This is a genomic window from Nocardia sp. NPDC050712, assembly GCF_040654295.1.
In the GTDB taxonomy this organism is placed as follows: domain Bacteria; phylum Actinomycetota; class Actinomycetes; order Mycobacteriales; family Mycobacteriaceae; genus Nocardia.
Genome location: NZ_JBFAHT010000001.1, coordinates 124,647 through 143,764 on the forward strand (window position 1 = coordinate 124,647; position 19,118 = coordinate 143,764).

18 protein-coding genes and 1 riboswitch are annotated in these 19,118 nt (G+C 68.8%); of the genes, 8 read left to right on the top strand and 10 right to left on the bottom strand.

Annotated features, from left to right (window positions below):
- Nucleotides 1–25: 25 nt before the first annotated feature.
- Nucleotides 26–1,072 (top strand): AsnC family transcriptional regulator, encoded by a 1,047-nt coding sequence (locus AB0H76_RS00605; protein ID WP_357315340.1) that lies wholly within the window; start codon nucleotides 26–28, stop codon nucleotides 1,070–1,072.
- On the opposite strand, the gene AB0H76_RS00610 is transcribed toward AB0H76_RS00605, so the two are convergent.
- Both AB0H76_RS00610 and AB0H76_RS00615 read right to left on the bottom strand, forming a co-directional pair.
- A complete protein-coding gene (locus AB0H76_RS00610; RefSeq protein WP_357315343.1) occupies nucleotides 1,066–1,926 on the bottom strand; it encodes an MHYT domain-containing protein in 861 nt (286 codons plus the stop codon). The two genes, AB0H76_RS00605 and AB0H76_RS00610, sit on opposite strands and share 7 nt — an antisense overlap.
- Nucleotides 1,927–1,942: 16 nt before the next feature.
- Nucleotides 1,943–3,631, bottom strand: a complete 1,689-nt coding sequence (locus AB0H76_RS00615; RefSeq protein WP_357315346.1) for a hydrogenase maturation protein — start codon at nucleotides 3,629–3,631, stop codon at nucleotides 1,943–1,945.
- Between the two features lie 484 nt (nucleotides 3,632–4,115).
- On the opposite strand from AB0H76_RS00615, the gene AB0H76_RS00620 reads away from it, so the two are divergent.
- A complete protein-coding gene (locus AB0H76_RS00620) occupies nucleotides 4,116–5,714 on the top strand; it encodes an ABC transporter substrate-binding protein (protein ID WP_357315349.1) in 1,599 nt (532 codons plus the stop codon).
- 51 nt (nucleotides 5,715–5,765) lie between these two features.
- On the opposite strand, the gene AB0H76_RS00625 is transcribed toward AB0H76_RS00620, so the two are convergent.
- Together AB0H76_RS00625 and AB0H76_RS00630 are read right to left on the bottom strand one after the other, a co-directional pair.
- Nucleotides 5,766–7,634: an alpha/beta hydrolase gene (locus AB0H76_RS00625; protein ID WP_357315350.1), complete on the bottom strand. Its 1,869-nt coding sequence runs from the start codon at nucleotides 7,632–7,634 to the stop codon at nucleotides 5,766–5,768.
- Entirely contained in the window at nucleotides 7,634–7,933 is a 300-nt protein-coding gene (locus AB0H76_RS00630; protein ID WP_357315353.1) for a hypothetical protein, read from the bottom strand. Before AB0H76_RS00630 ends, AB0H76_RS00625 begins: the two co-directional genes overlap by 1 nt.
- Nucleotides 7,934–8,074: 141 nt before the next feature.
- Between AB0H76_RS00630 and AB0H76_RS00635 the strand changes: the two genes are divergently transcribed.
- Complete coding sequence (locus AB0H76_RS00635; protein WP_357315356.1) at nucleotides 8,075–9,007, top strand: thioredoxin domain-containing protein; 933 nt, start codon at nucleotides 8,075–8,077, stop codon at nucleotides 9,005–9,007.
- Nucleotides 9,008–9,010: 3 nt separating this feature from the next.
- On the opposite strand, the gene AB0H76_RS00640 is transcribed toward AB0H76_RS00635, so the two are convergent.
- Both AB0H76_RS00640 and AB0H76_RS00645 read right to left on the bottom strand, forming a co-directional pair.
- Entirely contained in the window at nucleotides 9,011–9,820 is an 810-nt protein-coding gene (locus AB0H76_RS00640; protein WP_357315358.1) for a DUF72 domain-containing protein, read from the bottom strand.
- A 16-nt stretch (nucleotides 9,821–9,836) separates the two neighbouring features.
- On the bottom strand, nucleotides 9,837–11,195 hold the full coding sequence (locus AB0H76_RS00645; RefSeq protein WP_357315360.1) for a cytosine permease: 1,359 nt from the start codon (nucleotides 11,193–11,195) through the stop codon (nucleotides 9,837–9,839).
- A riboswitch (TPP riboswitch) is annotated at nucleotides 11,191–11,305 on the bottom strand. Its footprint overlaps the gene before it by 5 nt.
- A gap of 154 nt (nucleotides 11,306–11,459) precedes the next feature.
- Here AB0H76_RS00645 and AB0H76_RS00650 point away from each other — a divergent pair.
- The 3 genes from AB0H76_RS00650 (at nucleotide 11,460) to AB0H76_RS00660 (ending at nucleotide 14,284) form a co-directional block, all read left to right on the top strand.
- Nucleotides 11,460–12,512, top strand: coding sequence for a hypothetical protein (locus tag AB0H76_RS00650; RefSeq protein WP_357315363.1), 1,053 nt, complete (start codon nucleotides 11,460–11,462; stop codon nucleotides 12,510–12,512).
- An 81-nt stretch (nucleotides 12,513–12,593) separates the two neighbouring features.
- Nucleotides 12,594–13,394 carry a class I SAM-dependent methyltransferase gene (locus AB0H76_RS00655; RefSeq protein ID WP_357315366.1) on the top strand — a complete coding sequence of 267 codons (801 nt, stop codon included), beginning with the start codon at nucleotides 12,594–12,596 and terminating at the stop codon, nucleotides 13,392–13,394.
- A 47-nt stretch (nucleotides 13,395–13,441) separates the two neighbouring features.
- Nucleotides 13,442–14,284: a metallophosphoesterase gene (locus AB0H76_RS00660; RefSeq protein WP_357315368.1), complete on the top strand. Its 843-nt coding sequence runs from the start codon at nucleotides 13,442–13,444 to the stop codon at nucleotides 14,282–14,284.
- 9 nt (nucleotides 14,285–14,293) lie between these two features.
- Here AB0H76_RS00660 and AB0H76_RS00665 read toward each other — a convergent pair whose 3' ends face one another.
- The 4 genes from AB0H76_RS00665 to AB0H76_RS00680 form a co-directional block, all read right to left on the bottom strand.
- Nucleotides 14,294–14,839: a hypothetical protein gene (locus AB0H76_RS00665; protein ID WP_357315370.1), complete on the bottom strand. Its 546-nt coding sequence runs from the start codon at nucleotides 14,837–14,839 to the stop codon at nucleotides 14,294–14,296.
- 138 nt (nucleotides 14,840–14,977) lie between these two features.
- Nucleotides 14,978–15,601 (bottom strand): DUF305 domain-containing protein, encoded by a 624-nt coding sequence (locus tag AB0H76_RS00670; protein ID WP_357315373.1) that lies wholly within the window; start codon nucleotides 15,599–15,601, stop codon nucleotides 14,978–14,980.
- A 52-nt stretch (nucleotides 15,602–15,653) separates the two neighbouring features.
- Nucleotides 15,654–16,073, bottom strand: a complete 420-nt coding sequence (locus AB0H76_RS00675) for a DUF6153 family protein (protein WP_357315375.1) — start codon at nucleotides 16,071–16,073, stop codon at nucleotides 15,654–15,656.
- 66 nt (nucleotides 16,074–16,139) lie between these two features.
- A complete protein-coding gene (locus AB0H76_RS00680; protein ID WP_357315378.1) occupies nucleotides 16,140–16,712 on the bottom strand; it encodes a hypothetical protein in 573 nt (190 codons plus the stop codon).
- A 204-nt stretch (nucleotides 16,713–16,916) separates the two neighbouring features.
- Between AB0H76_RS00680 and AB0H76_RS00685 the strand changes: the two genes are divergently transcribed.
- On the top strand, nucleotides 16,917–18,068 hold the full coding sequence (locus tag AB0H76_RS00685; protein WP_357315380.1) for a methyltransferase: 1,152 nt from the start codon (nucleotides 16,917–16,919) through the stop codon (nucleotides 18,066–18,068).
- Between the two features lie 141 nt (nucleotides 18,069–18,209).
- Nucleotides 18,210–19,085 (top strand): Bax inhibitor-1/YccA family protein, encoded by an 876-nt coding sequence (locus AB0H76_RS00690; protein ID WP_357315382.1) that lies wholly within the window; start codon nucleotides 18,210–18,212, stop codon nucleotides 19,083–19,085.
- Nucleotides 19,086–19,118: the final 33 nt, after the last annotated feature.

Below are 19,118 nucleotides of genomic sequence, written 5' to 3' on the forward strand. Positions count from 1 at the left end.
CAGGATATGAATTGAACAGGTGCAAATGGTGCAGGAAAACGACGACCTACTGACCGAGGATGAGCTCGCGCTGATCCACGCCCTGCAACTGCGGCCGCGCGCCTCCTGGGCCGAGTTGGGCCACGCGCTCGGCGTCGACCCGGTCACCGTGGCCCGGCGCTGGCAGCGGCTCAGCGAGCGCGGCGCGGCCTGGGTGGGCGTCTCGCCCGGCCCGCGCCTGTTCGACCGGGTCTGCCTGGCCTATCTCCGAATCGATTGCGCGCCGGGCGAAGTCGGCACCGTGGTCGCGGAGCTGGCGCGGCACCCGCACCTGGTGACCCTGGAGCGCGCCGCCGGGCCGCACCACATTCTGGCCACCGCGGGCGCGGCCGACCTGGCGGCGATGTCGCGCTACGCCCTCGAGGTGCTGCCCGGCCACCCGCACGTCACCGCCGTCCGCGCGGAGCTGATCACGCACATGTTCACCGAGGGCGGGGACTGGCGCATCGACGCCCTCGCGCCCGACCAGCGCACCCGCCTGCCCGCTCCGCCCGCGCCGCGGGCCGCGAAACGCGATCGCGGCCGATTCACCGACCAGGACCGCGCCCTGCTCGGCGCCCTCGCCCGCGACGGCCGCGCCGCCTACTCCGCCCTGGCCGGCGAACTCGGCACCCGCGCGGCCGTCGTGAAACGCCGCATCGAGGAGCTGACCCGACTCGGCCTGTTCCGCTTCCGCTGCGACTTCGCGCGTCCGCTCGGCGGCTGGCCGGTCGCCGTGACCTTCTGGGCGAGCGCACCCACCGACCAGGTGCGCCGCATCGGCCACGCGCTCGTCGAACTGCCGCAGACCCGCAACTGCGCCGCGATCACCGGCGCGCACAATCTGCTCCTGCAGGCCAGCCTGCATTCGGTCGCCGACGTGCTCGCCTTCGAAAACCAGTTGGCCGCAGCGCATCCCGAGCTCACCGTCGGTGAGCGCGTGGTCACGCTGCGGCACGACAAACTGCTGGGCCGGATCCTGGACCCGCAGGGGCGTTCGATGGCCGCGGTCGCGCCCGACATCTGGAGCGACCCCGGCGCGGTCGATCAGTGACGGCTGAGTTCGCGGTCGGATTCGCGTAGGGACCAGTCGGAGTTGGCTTTCCGGCGAATCTCGTCGGTGGTCGGCCAGTGCATTCCGGGATCGCGGGGCAGCGGGTCCATGCGCTCGTCCCGGGTGCTGCGCTCGTCGATCTCGGCGAACCCGACCAGGATGACCAGCATCATCAGCACCAGGGTGACGGTGACGATGAGCGGGGTGAGCAGCTGGGTCGGTTCGACGCCGCTGTCCGGCGCCACCGCCGAGTGATGGGTGCTGTGCGGTGCGTGCATGGAATACATTCCGGTGTAATGCATTCCGCAGACCGCCAGGCCCATCAGCAGGGCCGCGCCGAGGGTGGCCAGCAGGCCGCGCACATGCAGCACGAACCACAGCGCCGCGGTCGCCGCGACCACCGCGATGCCGATCGACAGGGCCACGGTGCCGAGCTTGTAGTCCATGTCCATGCCGGTCTTCATCGCGAACATGCCCAGGTAGTGCATGGCGGCCACGCCGAGACCGGTGATCGCGCCGCCGATCGGCAGCGCCACCAGTTCGCGCCGGCCCCGCACCACGATGGACAGCCCGATCCACACGAACACGATCGCGATGGCCGCGCTGAGCAGCGTCAGCGGCACGTCGTAGCGGATGGTGCCGCCGGGGATGGAGAAGCCGAGCATCGCGGTGAAGTGCATGACCCAGATGCCCGCGCCGCCGAGCGAGACCGCGGCCGCGATCAGCCAGCCGACCGGCCATTCGGTGAGCCGGGCGTGCGAGGTGCAGCGCAGGCCGAGCAGCGAGCCGAGAACCGAGATGAGGAAGGCAACGGCGGGGGTGACCCAGCCGTAGCTGAAGTGATCGAATTCCATTGCAGCTCCGTTGTTCTCAGCCGAGCAGGTGCGCCGGGGTCGCGGTCGCGCAGACCTTGTGGACGAAGTTCTGCCGCAGCTGGTGGTACGGCGATCCGGGCGCGAAGTTCTCGCGCATCCGCGCGAGTTCCGCGGCGCGGTAGGCGGCCAGCGGTTTCACCGCCTCGTCGGCGGCCAGGCGCCGCTTCTTCTCCACCAGCCGGGTCGCCAGTTCCGGCGAATCCGCCAGCGCCCCGGCCTCGGTGCGCACCCAGGCCCAGAACGCCGCCGGGCTGCCGGGAATCACCTGATCGACCAGTCCGAGGGCGCGCGCGGCCCGCGCGCCGACCGGAAGTGCTTGCTGGGTAAGAGTTTCCGCCATCGCGGCGCCGACTCGGCGCGGCAGCGTGTAGGTCCAGTACTCCGAGCCGTAGAGGCCCATCAGCTTGTAATGCGGGTTCACCACCGCGGATTCGCGGCACCACACCTCGTCGGCGGCCAGCGTGAGCATGATCCCGCCGGCCGCGGCGTTGCCCGGCAGCGCCGCGATCACCAGCTTGTCGGTGGTGGTGAGGATGGCCTCGACCAGGTCGTCCATCGCGTTGATATTGCGCCAGGACTCCTCGCCCGGATCGGCCGCGCCCTCGATCACGTTGAGGTGGATGCCATTCGAGAAGAAGTCCCGCTCCGGGCCGAGCACGAGCACGCCGATCGGGCGGGTGCGGGCCTGCTCGTAGGCATAGAGCAGGCGGCGGCACTGGCCGGTGCTCATCGCGCCGCCGGCGAAGCCGAATTCCAGGTAGCCGACCGAATCCTGTTCGCGGTAACGGATTTCCGACCAGGTATCGCGGGTGGCGGCCTCGGCGGGGGACACCGGCACCTCGGGGACCGCGGGCAGCAGCGGGCCGAGCGCGTCGGTCGCGGGTTGTTTGAAGGTCGGCGGTCTGCCCTGCTCCCGGCGCGCCCGCAGTTGCGGCAGCCAGACCGCGCCGTCGACGGTGGCCCGGCAGATCGCACCGTCGCGGGTCGCGACGACCGTGCCGGGCTTGCCGCGCAACTGGTCCTCGTTGTGCCCGCCGTGCAGGAAGAACTCGCGGCCGAACAGCTCGTCGAGCACACCCGGCTGCGAGTCGGCGGCGCGCAGTTTGCGCAGGACGGTGGCGGTGCTGTCGGCGGCCCAGTCGATGCGCCGGTGCGGCTGCGCGTGGTACGGGCGCAGCTCACCGCGCACGTCGGGGCGGCTGTAATCCAAAGGCTCCGGCTGGAATTCGCCGCTCTCGAAACGCTGCACCGCCAGCAGGACCGCGGTCAGCGCGGCGTCGGCGACCTCGTTGCGATACAGCGCGCTCTTGCCGACCGGCGTGACCGGGAACGGCACCGAGGCCCAGATCGGCCCGGCGTCCATCTCGGCCACCGCCTGCAGCACGGTCACGCCCCAGGTCCGCGCGCCGGTGCTGATCGCCCAGTCCAGCGAGGAGGGTCCGCGGTCGCCCTTCGGGCCCGGATGCACGATGAGCACGGTGTGATCGGTCCAGATGTCTTCCGGGATCGCCCTGGTCAGCATGGGTGCGAGGATCAGGTCCGGCCGGAATCGCGCCACGCCCGCCCGTAGTGGTTCGTCTCCCAAAGCCAGCTCGACGCCGACGTGGTGTCCACGGTCCCGTAGTTCGGTGTGGACCCGCTGCGTGAGGCTGTTGAAGGCGCTGGCGACCAGCAGGATGCGCAAAGTTTTACTCCATCAGGCGGATTTCTGTGCGACATGACGACGGCGTCCCGGTTGTCCGGTTCGGCACCAGGAAAAGTTAACCGTAACCAAGCCGTTATGCACCTTGATCGTTTCGCGATCTGTTCCGCCGGGTACTCCGTATGGCCGCCGAAACTGCTGGTCGGCAAGGGTTTTGGGGTACGCCGACGAACAGTGATAGCCAGTGGCTAGTGTGTTTCTTGGAACAAGTTGATTGAAATTCGATTCCATTGGGTACCCACTTCGCCCCGGTAATGCGGGCGCGGCGATTGCCGCCCGATGGCCACGCGAAGGTGCGCTGGGCATTTGCTGTTGGTGTGCTGGTATCGCCGGCCACCCCGAGAAATCGAAAACCACCTGTTTCGATCGGAGGACAGGCCGACCCTGGAATCGCTACTGTCCGAATATATTCCGGGGCAGTACGGATGAGGGTCGCCCCGGTTCTGCTCGATGTCAGGAGAACGCAGTGAGATTCACAAGAGCTGGCGCGTTGATCGGGGCGGTGTTACTGGCCACAAGCCTGGGGCTGTCCGCGTGTGGCACGGAAGACAGTGCGGCCGAAGGGATTGTCACCACCAACGGTGGTGAGCCCCAGAATCCGCTGGTGCCCGGCAACACCAACGAGAATATGGGTGGTCGCGTCGTCGACCGGCTGTTCGCGGGCCTGAAATATTACGACGCGAACGGTCAGCCGCACGACGAGATGGCCGAGAAGATCGAGACCACCGATCGCAAGAACTACAAGATCACCATCAAGCCGGACTGGAAGTTCACCGACGGCACCGTCGTCAAGGCCAAGAACTTCGTCGACGCCTGGAACTACGGCGCTCTGGGCACCAACGCCCAGTTGCAGAGCTACGTCTTCACCCCGGTCCTCGGCTTCGACGAGGTGTCCGCCGATCCGCCCAAGGCCCAGACCATGTCGGGCCTGAAAGTTCTCGACGATCGCACCTTCACCGTGGAGTTGAAGTTCCCGTCCATCGATTTCGAAGTGGGACTGGGCTATTCGCCGTTCTACCCGTTGCCCGACGTCGCGTTCAAGGACATCAAGGCGTTCGGTGAAGCGCCGATCGGCAACGGCCCCTACAAGTTCAAGACCTGGGAACACAACGTCAAGATCGACCTGGACGTGAACCCGGACTACCCGGGTGGCCGCCCGGCCAAGAACAAGGGCCTGCGGTTCGTGCACTACCAGACCTTCGAAACCGCCTACGCGGACTTGCAGGCCGGCAACCTCGACACCCTCGACACCATTCCGTCGAGCGCGATCGCGACCTACAAGGACGACCTCGGCGACCGCGCGATCACCAAACCGACCGCGCAGAACCAGCACATCGGCGTGCAGTCCAACGTCGCGCACTTCTCCGGCGCGGAAGGCGTGCTGCGGCGCAAGGCGCTGTCGATGGCGATCAACCGAGAGCAGATCTGCGACAAGATCTTCCACGGCAGCCGCATCCCCGCGCGCGACTTCACCGCGAGCACGCTGCCCGGTTTCAACGGCAACCTGCCCGGCGCCGAAGTCCTGAAGTACAACCCGGAGGAAGCCAAGAAGCTGTGGGCCCAGGCCGACGCGATCGCGCCCTGGTCCGGTCGCTACGAGATTGCCTACAACTCCGACGGTGGGCACCAGGAGTGGATCGAAGCCCTGGCCAACAGTGTGAAGAACGTGCTCGGCATCGACGCGGTCGGCACGCCCTACCCAACGTTCAAGGATATTCGCGGTCTGATCACCGGGCGCACCATCGGCAAGGCGTTCCGCTACGGCTGGCAGGGTGACTACCCGACCATGATGCAGTTCCTGAGCGCCAACTACTACAGCTATTCCGGCACCAACAATGTCGACTACAAGAACCCGGAGCTGGACAAGCTGTTCGACGCCGCGCTGGCGGCGGCTTCGCTGGAGGAGTCCTACAAGATCATCGCGCAGGCCCAGACGCTGATGCTGCGCGACATGGTGGATATCCCGGTCCTGGACTACGTGGCGAACGCCGGCCGTTCGGACAGGGTGAAGAAGGCCGAGCTGACCTGGAACGGGCTGTTCGACTTCGAGGGTATCGAGAAGTAGAACCGTTGGCCGGTGGGGACTTTCGGTCGAAGGCCCCCACCGCGCCAGGTCTCAGGACGCCAGGATTCGCGGCCCGAGGCCGGGGTTGTCGGTGACCCGCGGGTCGGCGTAGGGCCGCTTGCCCAGCTGCTGTGCGGCCTGCGCGGCGAGCAGGTCGGCGAGCTCGTCTTTCAGATCGCCGTCGTCGCCGAGATCGATGTCCACCCAGTCGGTTTCGATGCCGCGCTCCACGTAGGCGTGTACCTCGCCGCCGGTGATGACTCCGGCGATATTGCGGAAAGCGGTGGAATCCGGGTCGTCCCAATACTTTCCGTGACCGTCGGTGCCGAAGACGACCTGCTGTTCGCCGTCGCCGTCGTAGTCGCCGTAGTAGCCGGTATCCAGGCGGGTGACGCCCGGCATCTCGTCCGGGTCGGTGCCCTGCGGATGACCGCCGTGCGGATTGCGCTCCGGGATGCCGGGCAGGTCCAGCCAGGAGGGGAGACCGGTGTCGCGCGGCGCGGACTGCGCGGCGCCGATCAGGTCGCCGGGGGCGGTCATGGCGTAGCGCCGCACATCGGGATTCGGGTTGTTCCAGGATTTGTCCTCCACGCCGGTGCCCGCGGAGGAGGCGTGCAGGATGCGATCGGCGCGCAGGCCCTGCTGCTCGGCGGTGCCGACGATGGAACCGCCGTAGGAATGCCCGACATAGGTGACCGGGGTGCCCGGCGCCCGCTGCGCGACCTCGCGGTCCACCTCCCTGCCGAATTCCACCAGCCGGGGCGCCATTTCGGCGGCGTACTTCGGATTCATCGCGCCGGACGGGCCGAGATCCTGCGGGAAATCGCCCGCCATGAAGAGGAACACCGGGCCCTTGGTCTGGTCGGCCAGGTTCCAGGCCGCGGCCTGGTTGGACGCGGAACCGTCCAGATCGGTCGAGGTGCCGGGCACGTAGACGCCGACACCCTTGGTGTCGGCGGTGAATTCGCCGACCATCTCGATCATGTGGCCGGTGCCCTCCTCGGCCCGGAACATGATGAACTTGCGATCGAGCTTCGCGTCGTCGGCGGCGCTGACGCCCGCGGTGCGCACGAGCTCGAGTTCGGGCTTGCGGTCCGAGTCCGATCGGCCCGGCACACGGTCGGTCTTGGTGGGGTCGTCGATCGGCTCGAGCAGGCCTTCCAATCGCCGCACCCGGCCCTGATCGGGATCGGGCTTGTGCTTCTCCCGCTGGATGGCGTTGCGGATATTGATCTCGTTGGCGGCGATGCGCACGGGGAACGGAACGCCGTGCAGATTGCCCAGCGCATCGGGATCCGCGACGACCAGGGCGCGGAGATCGGCCGGGCTCAGCTGGGACAGCGCGGCCGCGCGCTGCTCGGCGGTCATCGCCGCCAGCCGCGTGACCACCTCGTCGGGATCGCGCGGGACACCCTGGAAGACGATGTCGCGCTGACCGTCCCGGATCGCGGCGAGATCGGACTGGATGGCGCGCAGGCGGTCACCATAGACGGTGTCGATCCGTTCCACCTCGTCCAGCCCGGCCAGGATATTCAACTGGAAGACACCGGCTTCGGTGTTCCCGGCGTCCGGATGGGTGACGTACCCGGCGTCGTCGACGGTACAACCGGCGGCCTGCGCGGCCGCGCGCTGCGCCAGCACGTACTGCTGCGCGGTCGTGAATTCCCGATGCGCGTCCTCGGCTTCGTCGGCGAACTGCACCAGCAGGCCGCGCACCTCGTGCGCGTGATCGATCTCCTCGTTGGTGCGCTGCCAGGCCGCGTCCCTGGCCCGGCCGCGCCACTCCTGTGCGGCGTCCATCGCCCGGGTGGAATCGGTCAGCGAGTCGTACAGCGTCACCGCGTTCTCGTTCGCCGCCTTCGCGGCCTGGAGCAGCCCGGCGAGATTCCACGCCGCCAGTTGCGCGATCGCCGGGCGCATCAGCGCGCCGCCAGTTCGCCGAATTCCGTAGCGATCTCGGCGTCGCGCTCGGCGATATCGCCCGCGAACCGGTCGACCAGGTCGGCCATCGTGCCGAACCGGCCCGCGATCGCGACCGCGGCCTGCCGTGCCGGATCCGCGCTGTCGCGGACCGCGGCCAGCACCGCGCTGCCCTCGCCGGTGGCCTCGGACAACGCCGTCCAGGCGAGGCCGGTGAGATCGGCGGCCTCGCGCCGCCACGTCGCGGAAATGGTCGTCAACTGTTCGGGCCGCACCCCGAACCGATCCTCGGTGCCCACATCGCTCCCTGCGTCGTCCAGAACTGTGCGTTCTCTGTCTTCGACGCAGCGCGGGCGAGATCGGTTCCACGAACCCGGGTACGAAATTTCACCGGCTGGGTAGCATGAGGGCCGGACGTCGGCGGCGCTAAGAGGGGTCTGATGGAGCGCGATCACGAGTTCACTGTCACGTTGCCCGGGGGTACCTATGTGGTCGAGTTGCTCGCCGGTGTGCGGCTCGAGTCGGCCGAGGGGGTCGTTCGCGGGCAGTGGCCCACGTTCGGGCTCGAGGCGAAGAGCGACACCGAGGCGAAGGTCTACGACGAACTGCTGAACGATCTGCAGCAGCAGATCGGCGCGGGTCCAGGCGCACCGGAGTTCGCGGCCTTCGAGGCCTATGTGCACGAGCACGGCACCCTGCTCTCGGCGGCCGACGCACTTGCCCGCGAGGCGGTCGAGGTGCGCGAGATCGCCCTGCGCTGGCGGATCACCGACGCGGAGCAATACACCGTGCGGCTCTGGCAGGACATCGAATTGGCGCGCGACGGTGACACCGTCAGCGCGCACGCCTTCGAGTTGACCGGTAGCGGCCGGCACACCGGTGAGGCGTTGCAGGCGCTGTCGAAAGCCGTCACCGAGGCCTGCGGTGAGCCCGGCGCACCCGGCCCGCGCTTCACCGAGTTCACCGCCTGGGTCCGCGAGCACGGCGAGCCGGTCGACGCCCTCCTGCTGGCCCAAGAGGAGCAGGACAAGCAGGTCTACCTGTCGGCCCGCGACAAGCTGACCGCCATCACCCCCGACGACATCGCCGCCGAGAGCTCGACCGGCATCCCCCTGCTGGTCGACTTCTGGGCCGAATGGTGCGGCCCGTGCCGCCGCGTCACCCCGGTCCTGGTCGAGCTGTCCCAGCAGTGGGCCGGGCGGGTGCTCGTCCGCAAGATCGATGTCGACCGATTCGACGGCATCTGGGAGCGTTTCGGTTTCCGCGGCATCCCCGCCATCCTGATGTTCAAGGACGGCAACGAGATCCACCGCGTCATCGGCTTCGGCGGCAAGAACCACCTGATCGCCGAGCTCGAACCGCACCTCGGCTGAAGCTCACCCGCCGAGGCGCGCTTGCAGGGCGCGCGCGTCGCGCGGGGCCATGACCTTCGCGTCGTTGTCGAAGTAGGCGTAGACATCCCCGTGCCGGGCCCGCTCGCGGATCTTGGCGGCCCACAGATCCAGCCCCTCGTCGGTATAGCCGCTGACGTACAGCTCGTCATGGCCGTGCAGCCGGATATAGCTGAAGTCGGCGGTCTGCTCATCGAGGAACGGGTACTTGCCCGCCGTGTCCGCGACGACCAGCGCGACACCGAATTCCCGCAGCAGCGCCGGGAATTCGGCGGTGGCGAAGCTGGGATGCCGGACCTCCATGGCGTGCCGGAGCGGCCGGTCCGCGTCGGTGCTGAGCCAGGGTTCCGGGACGCGTTCGTCGTGGCGGCGCGCGATCTCCACCGCCGCGGTCGTACTGCGGGGGAGCCGGGCGCAGAAATCGGCGAGGACATCGGGGTCGAAGGCGAAGTTCGGGGGCAGCTGCCACAGGAACGGGCCCAGTTTCGGACCCAGCGCCAGCACCCCGGAGGCGAGGAAGTTCGACAGCAGGGTGTCGCCGTCACGCAGCCGCTTCATATGCGTGATGAACCGGCTGCCCTTCACCGCGAACACGAAATCGTCCGGGGCCTGCCCGGCCCATTTTTGATAGCTGGCCGGTTTCTGCAACGCGTAGAACGAGCCGTTGATCTCTACGGTGCCGAATTGCCCGGCCAGATAGGCGAGTTCGCCGCGCTGCGGCAGACCCTTGGGATAGAAGACGCCCCGCCATGGCGGGTACAGCCAGCCCGAGGTGCCGATGCGAATCTCGCCCATCCGGCCATGGTGTCAGCTAGCGCGGCGTGCGGGCCGCTACGACGCGGCCGACCAGCCAGGCCACCAGGGCCGCGGCGAGGAAGGACAGCAGCGAGGCGCTCATCCAGGCCTGCTTGGTGAAGCCGATCGCCTCCTGGACGTCGACCCAGAAACGGGTCCACACGCCCGCGTCGCCCGGGTTGATCAGCTGGTACACCGACAGGCCGACCAGCCAGGCGAAGACCATGCCCCAGCGCGACGGCGCGTCCTGCTCGGTGTTCCAGGAACCCTTGGCGCGCAGGAAGAAATCGGCGGCCAGCACACCGAGCAGCGGCACGAACACCGAGCCGATCAGGCCGAGGAAGCCGAAGTAGTCGTCCATCTGCAGCCACAGCGCCAGCACCGTGATCAGCACGCCGAGCCCGATGGTCAGGATCCGACGGTCGATGCGCGGCCACAGGTTCTGGATCGAGACCGCGGTCGAGTAGACGTTGGCGAAGGACTGATCCGCCTCCCGGAAGACCAGGATGAAGAAGAAGAACGCGCCCAGCGTGACGTGCAGGAACGGACCGTAGACGCCGCTGTCGCCGGTGGCCAGGGCCAGCGCGAGCAGGCCGAGGATGTAGGCCACGATCTGGGTCAGCGCGTAGGAGCCGCTGGCCGCGCCGAACGCCGCCCGGCTGCTCTTGGAATGCCGGGTGTAGTCGGCCGCGACCGGCACCCAGGAGATCGACACCGCCAGCGCCGCGTCGGTGGCGATCCAGAAGAGGTTCCAGTCCACACCGAACGGGCCGCCGCCCTTCGGGCCCGGGTTGGTGGTCAGGTCGGGAATGCCGGCCCGGAAGAACTGGATATAGAACCAGGCCAGCGCGATCACCACGCCGACGGTGACGAACCGGCGCAGCATCCGCACCGAACCCAGCGGCCAGATCGTCAGCGCCGTGGTGATCAGGCCCGCGGCCACCACATACAGCCAGCGCGGTCCGCCGCCGAACAGCTCTTCGGCCGCGCTGCCGATGACGATCAGTTCGAAGGTGCCCCAGCCGATCAGCTGGGCGATGTTCAGGACCGTCGGCAGATAGCTGAGTTTCGCGCCGAACAGGCCGCGCAGCAGCACCATCGCGGGTTTGCCGGTCTGCGCGCCGGGCACCGCGGCCAGGCCGAGCATGAGCCCGCCGACCACGGTGCCGATGATCATGGCGAGGATGCCCGCCGCGATGGACAGCTGGAAGGCGCCGTCGGTGTTCGGGGCCAGCACGGTGTAGGCGCCGGAGAAGGCGAACAGGCTGACGCCGAGGTTGGCCCAGAACGCGCTCTGATCCCAGAACGAGAGCACCTTGGGTGCGGGCTGATCGAGGGTGAGCGGCGCTTCGTGCGCCGCCGTCGGAACAGACATACTTCGAGCACTTTCCCTACGTCGGCATTACCCGGACAGGTTGCGCGGTCGGCGGAGCGTAGGGCCCGCCCTCTCAGCCCGGCCATGCCCGAGCTCCCGCAGTGAGGTGGTTCGGGCGAATAGTACACCCGCCCCAGTATTCGTGGGATGTCTCGAAGTCCCTGCTCACCCCGGGTGTGCGGTCCTCCGATCGGTAGGCTGCGATAGTGCTGCCGGGGTGGAGGATTCGCCGAACCCGGAGTGCGAGACGACGGGGTGGGTGCGGTGCGAGCATTCTTCGGGGCGGCCGGCGCGCGGTGGCGGCGCTGGTCACGGTGGCGGCGGGCGGGCGTGGTGGCCGGCTTGGTGGTGAGTCTGCTGCTGACGGCGGTGGCCGGTCTGGCGCTGGCGCTGCGGCTGGAGTACGCCGGTGAACCGGCGGCGGACGCGCGGACCCGCGGCCGCGACGCGGTCTGGCTGGGCCACGCCTGGGTCGACGGCCGCAAGACCGACGCCGATATCGCCGGGCTGGTCACGCTGCTGGCCGGCACCGGCATCAAGGACCTGTTCGTGCACACCGGCCCGTTCGAGCACGACGGCAGCCTGCCCGGCGACCTGCACCCGCGGGCCCGCTGGTTCGTCGACGCGGTGCATCGCGGCCTGCCCGGCATCCGGGTGCAGTCCTGGCTGGGCCAGCTCGTCGCGCCCGAATTCGATGCCTTGAACATGGACGATCCGGCCACGCGCGCCCGGATCACCGACGCCGCGACGCAGGTGCTCGACCTCGGATTCGACGGGGTGCACCTGGATCTGGAGCCGGTCCGATCCGGTTCGGCGGGCTTCCTCGCGGTGCTGGCGCAGGTCCGGGCGGTCACCGGGGCCCGCGCGGTCCCGCTGTCGGTCTCAGCGCCGCAGATCGATCCGCTGCCGGGTCTGCACAACCTCGGTATCGCCCTGCGCGACCACGGAAAATGGTGGTCGCAAGCCTATTTCGCGGAGGTGGCGCGGCGCGTGGACCAGGTCGCCCTGATGTCCTACGACACCGCCATGCCCTGGCAGTCGCTCTACGGCGGCTATGTCGCGCAGCAGACTTCGCTCGCACTGGCCGTCACTCCGGCCACGGTGGACCTGCTGATGGGCGCGCCCGCCTTCTGGTCCGACGACATCGCCCACCACGGCGCCGCCGAAACGGTGCCCGCCGCGCTGCGCGGCATCCGCCTGGCGCTGAGCCGCGACGACCCGGCGCGGCAGACCTTCGGTGTGGCCCTCTACGTCGATTTCGCCGCGACACCGCAGGATTGGGCGGCCTACCGCCGCGATTGGGGCACGCCGCGCTGAGTGGAACACTCGTGGGTCTTGTTTTCCGGCGCCCGCGGGTTTCCCATAGAGGGAGATAACGTCGACGTTCGGGGGTTATTGATGCGCGCCGAACCTGTCCATGGTCACTACGTTTTCGACAACGGCAACGAAAAAGCCGGCGAGCAGTTCCAGCTCCTGTGTGACATCCTCAACGCCCACACCGTCGGCGTCCTGCGCGCCACCGGGGTGACCAGCGGCTGGCACTGCTGGGATATCGGCGCCGGCAACGGCACCATCGCGCACTGGCTGGCCCGCGCCGTCGGCCCGACCGGCACGGTGCTCGCGACCGACTTGGCGCCGCAGCACGTTCCGCCGCACGACAGCCTCGAGATCCGCAGCCACGACGTGCGCGGCGACGACCTGCCCGGCACCTTCGATCTCATCCACGTGCGCCTGGTCCTGATGCACCTGCCCGAACGCGAAGCCGTGCTGCGCCGCCTGCTCGCGGCGCTGGCGCCCGGCGGGGTGCTGGTGGTCTCGGATTGGGATGGCCCGCAGCGGGATTTCGTCATCACCGCGCCGGACGCGGAGGCCGCCGCGGCCGTCGGCCGGTTCGGCGGCGCGATGCACACCGTGGCCGGCCTGGCGGGCATCGACTTCTCCTGGGCCCGCCGCGCGCCCGCCGTCTTCCACCAGGCGGGCCTGGCCGACGTGCGCTGCACCGGAGTCGGCGAGATCTGGCCGGGCGGCAGCCCCGGCTGCGCCCTGTTCCGCCTGCACACCCTGCTGCTGCCCGGCCCGCTCACCGCGGCCGGGCTCGCGCCGGGCGATCTGGACACGCTCGCGGATGCCTTCACCCGCCCCGACCTGCGCTTGTGGTCGCTACGCATCTATACGACCACCGGCCGACTGGCCGCCTAGACCGAAACCGGGATGCCGGGCGTCCGCGCGCCTGCGATCATTGCCGGATGGGGAGTCTGCTGCTGACCGGGGACCTGCACGGCAATACCACCCATGCCGTGGACCTGCTGCGGGTCGCGCAGCGCGAGGACTGCGCGAAGATGTTCGTGCTCGGCGATTTCGGCGCCTGGGAGCACACCCCCGCCGGAAAACGCTATTTCGACGTGGTGGACCGGGTGGCGCGCAAGAAGCAGGTCCGGGTCTATTTCCTCGACGGCAACCACGACAAGTCCTCGCTGCTGTACGAACGCTACGGCGACGCGCTCGACGACGAGGGCTTCCTGATCTGCCGCAAGAACATTCGCTACGCGCCGCGCGGCCACCGGTGGACTTGGGCGGGCACAAGGTTCGCCGCGTTCGGCGGGGCGTACTCGGTGGACAAGGCGTGGCGGCTCGCCGCCGAAGCGGTGCGCGAGCAGAAAGCCGAGCGCCGCAGGCAGTTCGGTTCGGGCCGGCGGCCGGCCACCGCGGGCACGCTGTGGTTCCCCGAGGAGCAGATGACCGACGCGGAATGCGACGCGCTGCTCGCCGCCGACCCCGCCCCGGTGGACGTGCTGCTGACCCACGACAAACCGCGCGCCGCGGACCCGGCGTGGAATCGCAAGAATCTGCCCGAGTGCCTGCCGAACCAGGACCGGATCCAGCGGGCGGTCGAGGCGCTGCGGCCCCGGCTGCTGCTGCACGGGCACCTGCACTTCCGCTACACCGACCAGATCGGCGACACCCGGGTGGAGGGGTTGGGCGCCGATCCGGACGCCTCACACCCGCACGACTACGAGAGCTCGGATTCCTGGCTGGTGCTCCCGCTGCCGTTCCCGCCCGAGGCGGCCGCGGAACGCGAAATCGCCTGAGGCGCGCCCCTATCCGGCCAGGCAGGCGTCGCGCGCGGCGTTCTTGCTCGCGTTGAACTTGTCGACCGAGGCGTTGAGGGTGTCGACATCCACCCGGCGGTCCACGTTGTCGGCGACGACATTGCTGTCGTCGCGGTAGGTCTTGAGCGGATCCGCGATGCGCGCCGGCAGCTCGGAGGTCAGCTTCGCGGTCAGTTCGGTGGCGGCCCCGCGCAGCGTGTTCACCGCCTCGGTGGCTTTGACGCCCTCGTCCGGGGCGTTGGATTCACCGGCGGCGATGTAGGCGTTGAAGGAGGTGACGGACTTGGACGTCACCTGCGCGAAGGTGTCGCAGGCGCTTTCGATGGCCGAGGCGGCCGCCGCGGCCTTGGACGAGGAGGCCGCGATCGAGGACGAGACCGAGGACGCGGTCACCTCGGAGGTGTAGGAGGCCAGCTCGGTCTGGTTGGCCTCGGCCGCACCACTGACCTGCTTGGAGCAGGCGCCGAGGAAGATGATGCCGGTAGCGGTGGCGGCTGCCGCGGCGGCCAGGCCCGCACGCTCTAGTCGTCGCATCGTGTACGCCTCTCTGAATCGGACGTTTCGACGTTACTTGTTCGGCGTGGATCCCGTGGGGTGGGCCACCAACCCGTAATCATCTGTACCCCGAAGGGGCCCGGGACCGGGTGGTCACGGGCCCCGGTCACCGCCGGATCAGCCGGGCAGGCCCGCGAGCATGCCGTTCATGGTGTCGATCTCGGCGCGCTGTGCGGTGATGACCGCGCGGGCCAGGGCCACCGACTCGGGGTTGACGCCGTTCGCGACCTCGGTGTCGGCCATGGTGATGGCGCCCTGGTGATGCTGGATCATCAGCTCGAGCCACTGCCGGTCGAAGGCGGTGCCGGTGGCGGCCCGCAAGGCCGCCAGCTGCTCGGCCGACATCATGCCGGGCATGGTGGCGCCGTGGTCGCCATGGTCGCCGGACGTGCTCGGCACCGGTTTGCCGAAACTTTGCAGCAGCGAGCTGATCTGCTGCATCTCCGGCGACTGGGCCTGCTCCACCGCCGTCGCGAGGGCGAGCAGCCGCGGGTCCTGGCTGCGGCCCGGGACGAGCTGCGCCATCTCCACCGCCTGCGCGTGATGCGGATACATCCCTTGCAGGAAAGTGATATCCGCGTCGGTGAAATCGGTGCGCGCGCCCGGGGCGGCACCGGCCGACGTGCTGGACGGCGCATTGTGATCCATGCCGGGCATGGCATCGGAATCGTCGCTACAGCCGGCCGCGAGCAGGCCGATCACGGCGACGGCCAGGGTGATTCGGGTACGACTTTTGAACATGGGTGTACTCCTGGGGAATTGGGGTGGGATTCAGGGCAGGGCGAAGCGCCCATCAGATCCGCAGAATCGACAATTCGGCCAGGGATAGGACGGTCCACGGCGGCGGGCGTTCCCGCTCGGCGCGCCAGTGCCGCGGTGCTGCCGGCAGGCCGCCCGCCCGATCGGCGGCGACGTAATAGAGCAGTACGAGCAGCAGCGCCAGACCTAGCGCGGTCAGGATGAAGACGCAGCCGTGCAGGCCCGCGTGCCCGGTATCGCACTCGGCGCCGCAGCCGGTGTCGGCGGCGGCGAGCGGGACGGCCGTGGCATGCTCGGCGGCCATCTCGTGGGCGGCGGAAACGGAGTGGTGCGAATCGCCGGGATGCAGGGTGAACACACCCGCGTGCATCGCCACGATTCCCGCGAGCAGCGCCAGCACCGCCAGCATCCGGGTGGCCCCGGAGGCTCGAAGCAGTGGATGGTGGTCGACCACGGCGCCGAGTCTAGCCACCGCCTCCGGCCGCTCGCAAATACCCCCATCCCGTATCGGGACGTGCGGCTACGGCGTCGCGATATCGATCACCAGGCGCTGCGGATTGGACAGCGTGCTGACGGTGAAGGGCGGCCGATCGGCGTTCACCCCGATGAACGACTGCGTGGTGCCCTCGTAGACAGCGCTGCCGTACACCCCGGCGATGCCCGGCGCGTTCGGATCGGTGGCCGGGTCCGGCCCGGCGTACGGCTCGACCCCGCTGTCGAACGGATACGCCGACCCGGTGATCTGCACCTGCAGGATGGACTGCCCGGCCACCGGGATGGCCCGGCCGCTGCCGTCCTGCACGGCACGATCGGCGTACTGCACGTTCCAGCCGGGTGCGCCGCGGCCGCCGAGGTCGTAGACGACACGGTCGTAGCCCGGCTGCCGGCCGATCCGGATGCCGGTCACCGTGACGCCCGCGTCGCCGGCCGGGGCCTGCTGCTTGGGCAGCGCGTCCTGCGGCGCCTGGGTGGGCGCGTCGGTGAACGTGCTCGTCGTGCTCGACGACGGCGGCGCGGATTCGGGGCCGCGGTCGGCACAGCTCGTCAGCAGGGCCGCGGAGGCGACGGCCAGCACCACCATCGTGTTACGCATGGGGCTGATGTTACTTAGGGAAACCGGTATCGACGGGAACCAGCAATCCTCGTGTCGTGCAGGTCCTTTCGACCACCGCCCGGTCGGGGGTATTACATTGCGACGCTTGATATTACGAACCTTGCATATATGCCGAAATAAACAATCGGGCCTATTTGCCGGGGTGAATGAGACATTCGGGCAACGATCTAGCACACTTGACGTGTGGGAGATGTCGAGGATGTCCTAAGCCGGCTTCGGCGGTATCCGGATGTGGAGGCGCTGAACCTCTATGCCGTCGATGCCGCGGATCGGTTGATTCTCGATGTCGCCGAGGAGCAGTTGGCCGTCGCGGGTAGCGGCAAGGTTGCTGTGATCGGCGACAGCTATGGCGCGCTGACCCTCGGTGTGATCGCCGCGCGGGATCTGCGCGACGTTCGCGTGCACCAGGATCTGTACACCGGCGAGCTCGCCCTCGCCAACAACGCGAGAACCCTGGGCTTCGCCGATCGCTATGTCGCGCACGGCCTCAACGAGAAGTTGCTGGCCGAGGCCCGCGTGGTGCTGCTGCGGCTGCCGCGCGCCCTGGCCGGGCTCGCGGAGGTGGCCGACGCCATCGCCCGCTACGCCGACCCCGAGGTCACCGTGATCGCGGGCGGCCGCGACAAATACCTGACCAAGTCGATGAACGACGTGCTGGCCGAATACTTTTCCGAGGTGCGGGCCAGCCGCGGCCGGCAGAAGTCGCGCACGCTGCTGGTGTCCGGCCCGAAACCCGTGGCCGAGCCGCCGTTCCCGGTGTCGGAGCACATCGAGGATCTCGGCCTGGACGTGGTCGCGCACGGCGCCGCGTTCTCCCTCGCGCGCCTGGACATCGGAACCCGCTTCCTGCTCCAGCATCTGAAACTGATGAAGCCGGACGCCCGCGACGCCATCGACCTCGGCTGCGGCACCGGCATCATCGCCGTCACGCTGGCCAAGGCCCGGCCGGGGATCCGGGTGCTCGGCACCGACCAGTCCGCGGCCGCGGTGGCCTCGGCGCGAGCGACGGTGGCGGCCAACCAGGTCGACGATCGCGTCACCGTGGTGCGTGACGACGCCATGTCCTCGGCCGCCGACAACAGCGCCGACCTGGTGCTGTGCAACCCGCCCTTCCACGTCGGGGCCGCCGTGCACACCGGCTCGGCGATCAAGATGTTCGTCGAGACCGGCCGGGTGCTGCGCCCGGGCGGCGAGCTGTGGACGGTATACAACTCGCACCTGAACTACCGGGGCGTGGTGGAGAAGATGGTGGGCCGCACCGAGGTGATCGGGCGCAACCGGAAGTTCACGGTCACTCGTTCGGTCCGTGGCCTGCACGACGCCCAGCAGCGGTAGAGTCCAGTCCGATATGTCCATCTCGGGCAAGCCCCACCTGGGAACTTGCCAAGGGGCGTACACGTTGAACAGGGCAGTTGGCACCTTCGGGCACCGGGCCCGGGTACCCCAGCAGCAGCAACGACCGAAAGAAGGGACGCCTTGCGTACCACGAGCAATCCGGTTTTCAAGAACCTGCCGAAGCAGCAGGGCAACGGTGGCTACGCCAATTTCGGCCAAGGTCCGGCCGGTGCCCCGATGGGTCAGCCGTACGGTAATCAGTACCCGCCCAACCAGTACGGCCAGCCCGGCCAGTACCAGCCGTACCAGCCGCCGGCGCAGGCCACCCGCTCGCTGACCATCGATGACATCGTCACCAAGACGGCCATGGTCCTCGGTGTGCTCTCGGTGACGGCGCTGGTCTCCTACATCCTGTCCGCCAGCAGCGCGAACAACGCGCTGGCCATGCCGCTGATGCTGGTCGGCCTGATCGGCGGCCTGGTGCTGTCGCTGGTCGCGATCTTCGGCAACAAGACCGACAACCCCGCGATCGTGCTGTCCTACGCGGCTTTCGAGGGTCTGTTCCTCGGTGCGATCTCGTTCGTGTTCGCCAACATCGTCAGCGTCGGCGGCCCCAGCATGATCGCGCAGGCGGTGCTCGGTACCTTCGGTGTCTTCGCGGGCATGCTGGTCGTCTACAAGACCGGCGCCATCCGGGTCACCCCGCGGTTCACCCGCATGATCATCGGCGCCACCATCGGCGTCGTGGTGCTGATGCTGGGCAACCTGGTCGCCAGCTTCTTCACCGACGGCGGCTTCGGCCTGCGCGACGGCGGCCCGATCGCCATCATCTTCAGCCTCGTCTGCATCGCCATCGCGGCCTTCAGCTTCCTGCTGGACTTCGACGCCGCCGACGACCTGATCCGCGCCCAGGCGCCGGAGAAGGCGGCCTGGAGCGTGGCCTTCGGCCTGACCATCACCCTGGTCTGGCTGTACCTGGAGATCCTGCGGCTGCTGAGCTACTTCAACAACGACTAGTAGTACCCGTTCGGCAACGAGAAGGCGGCCACC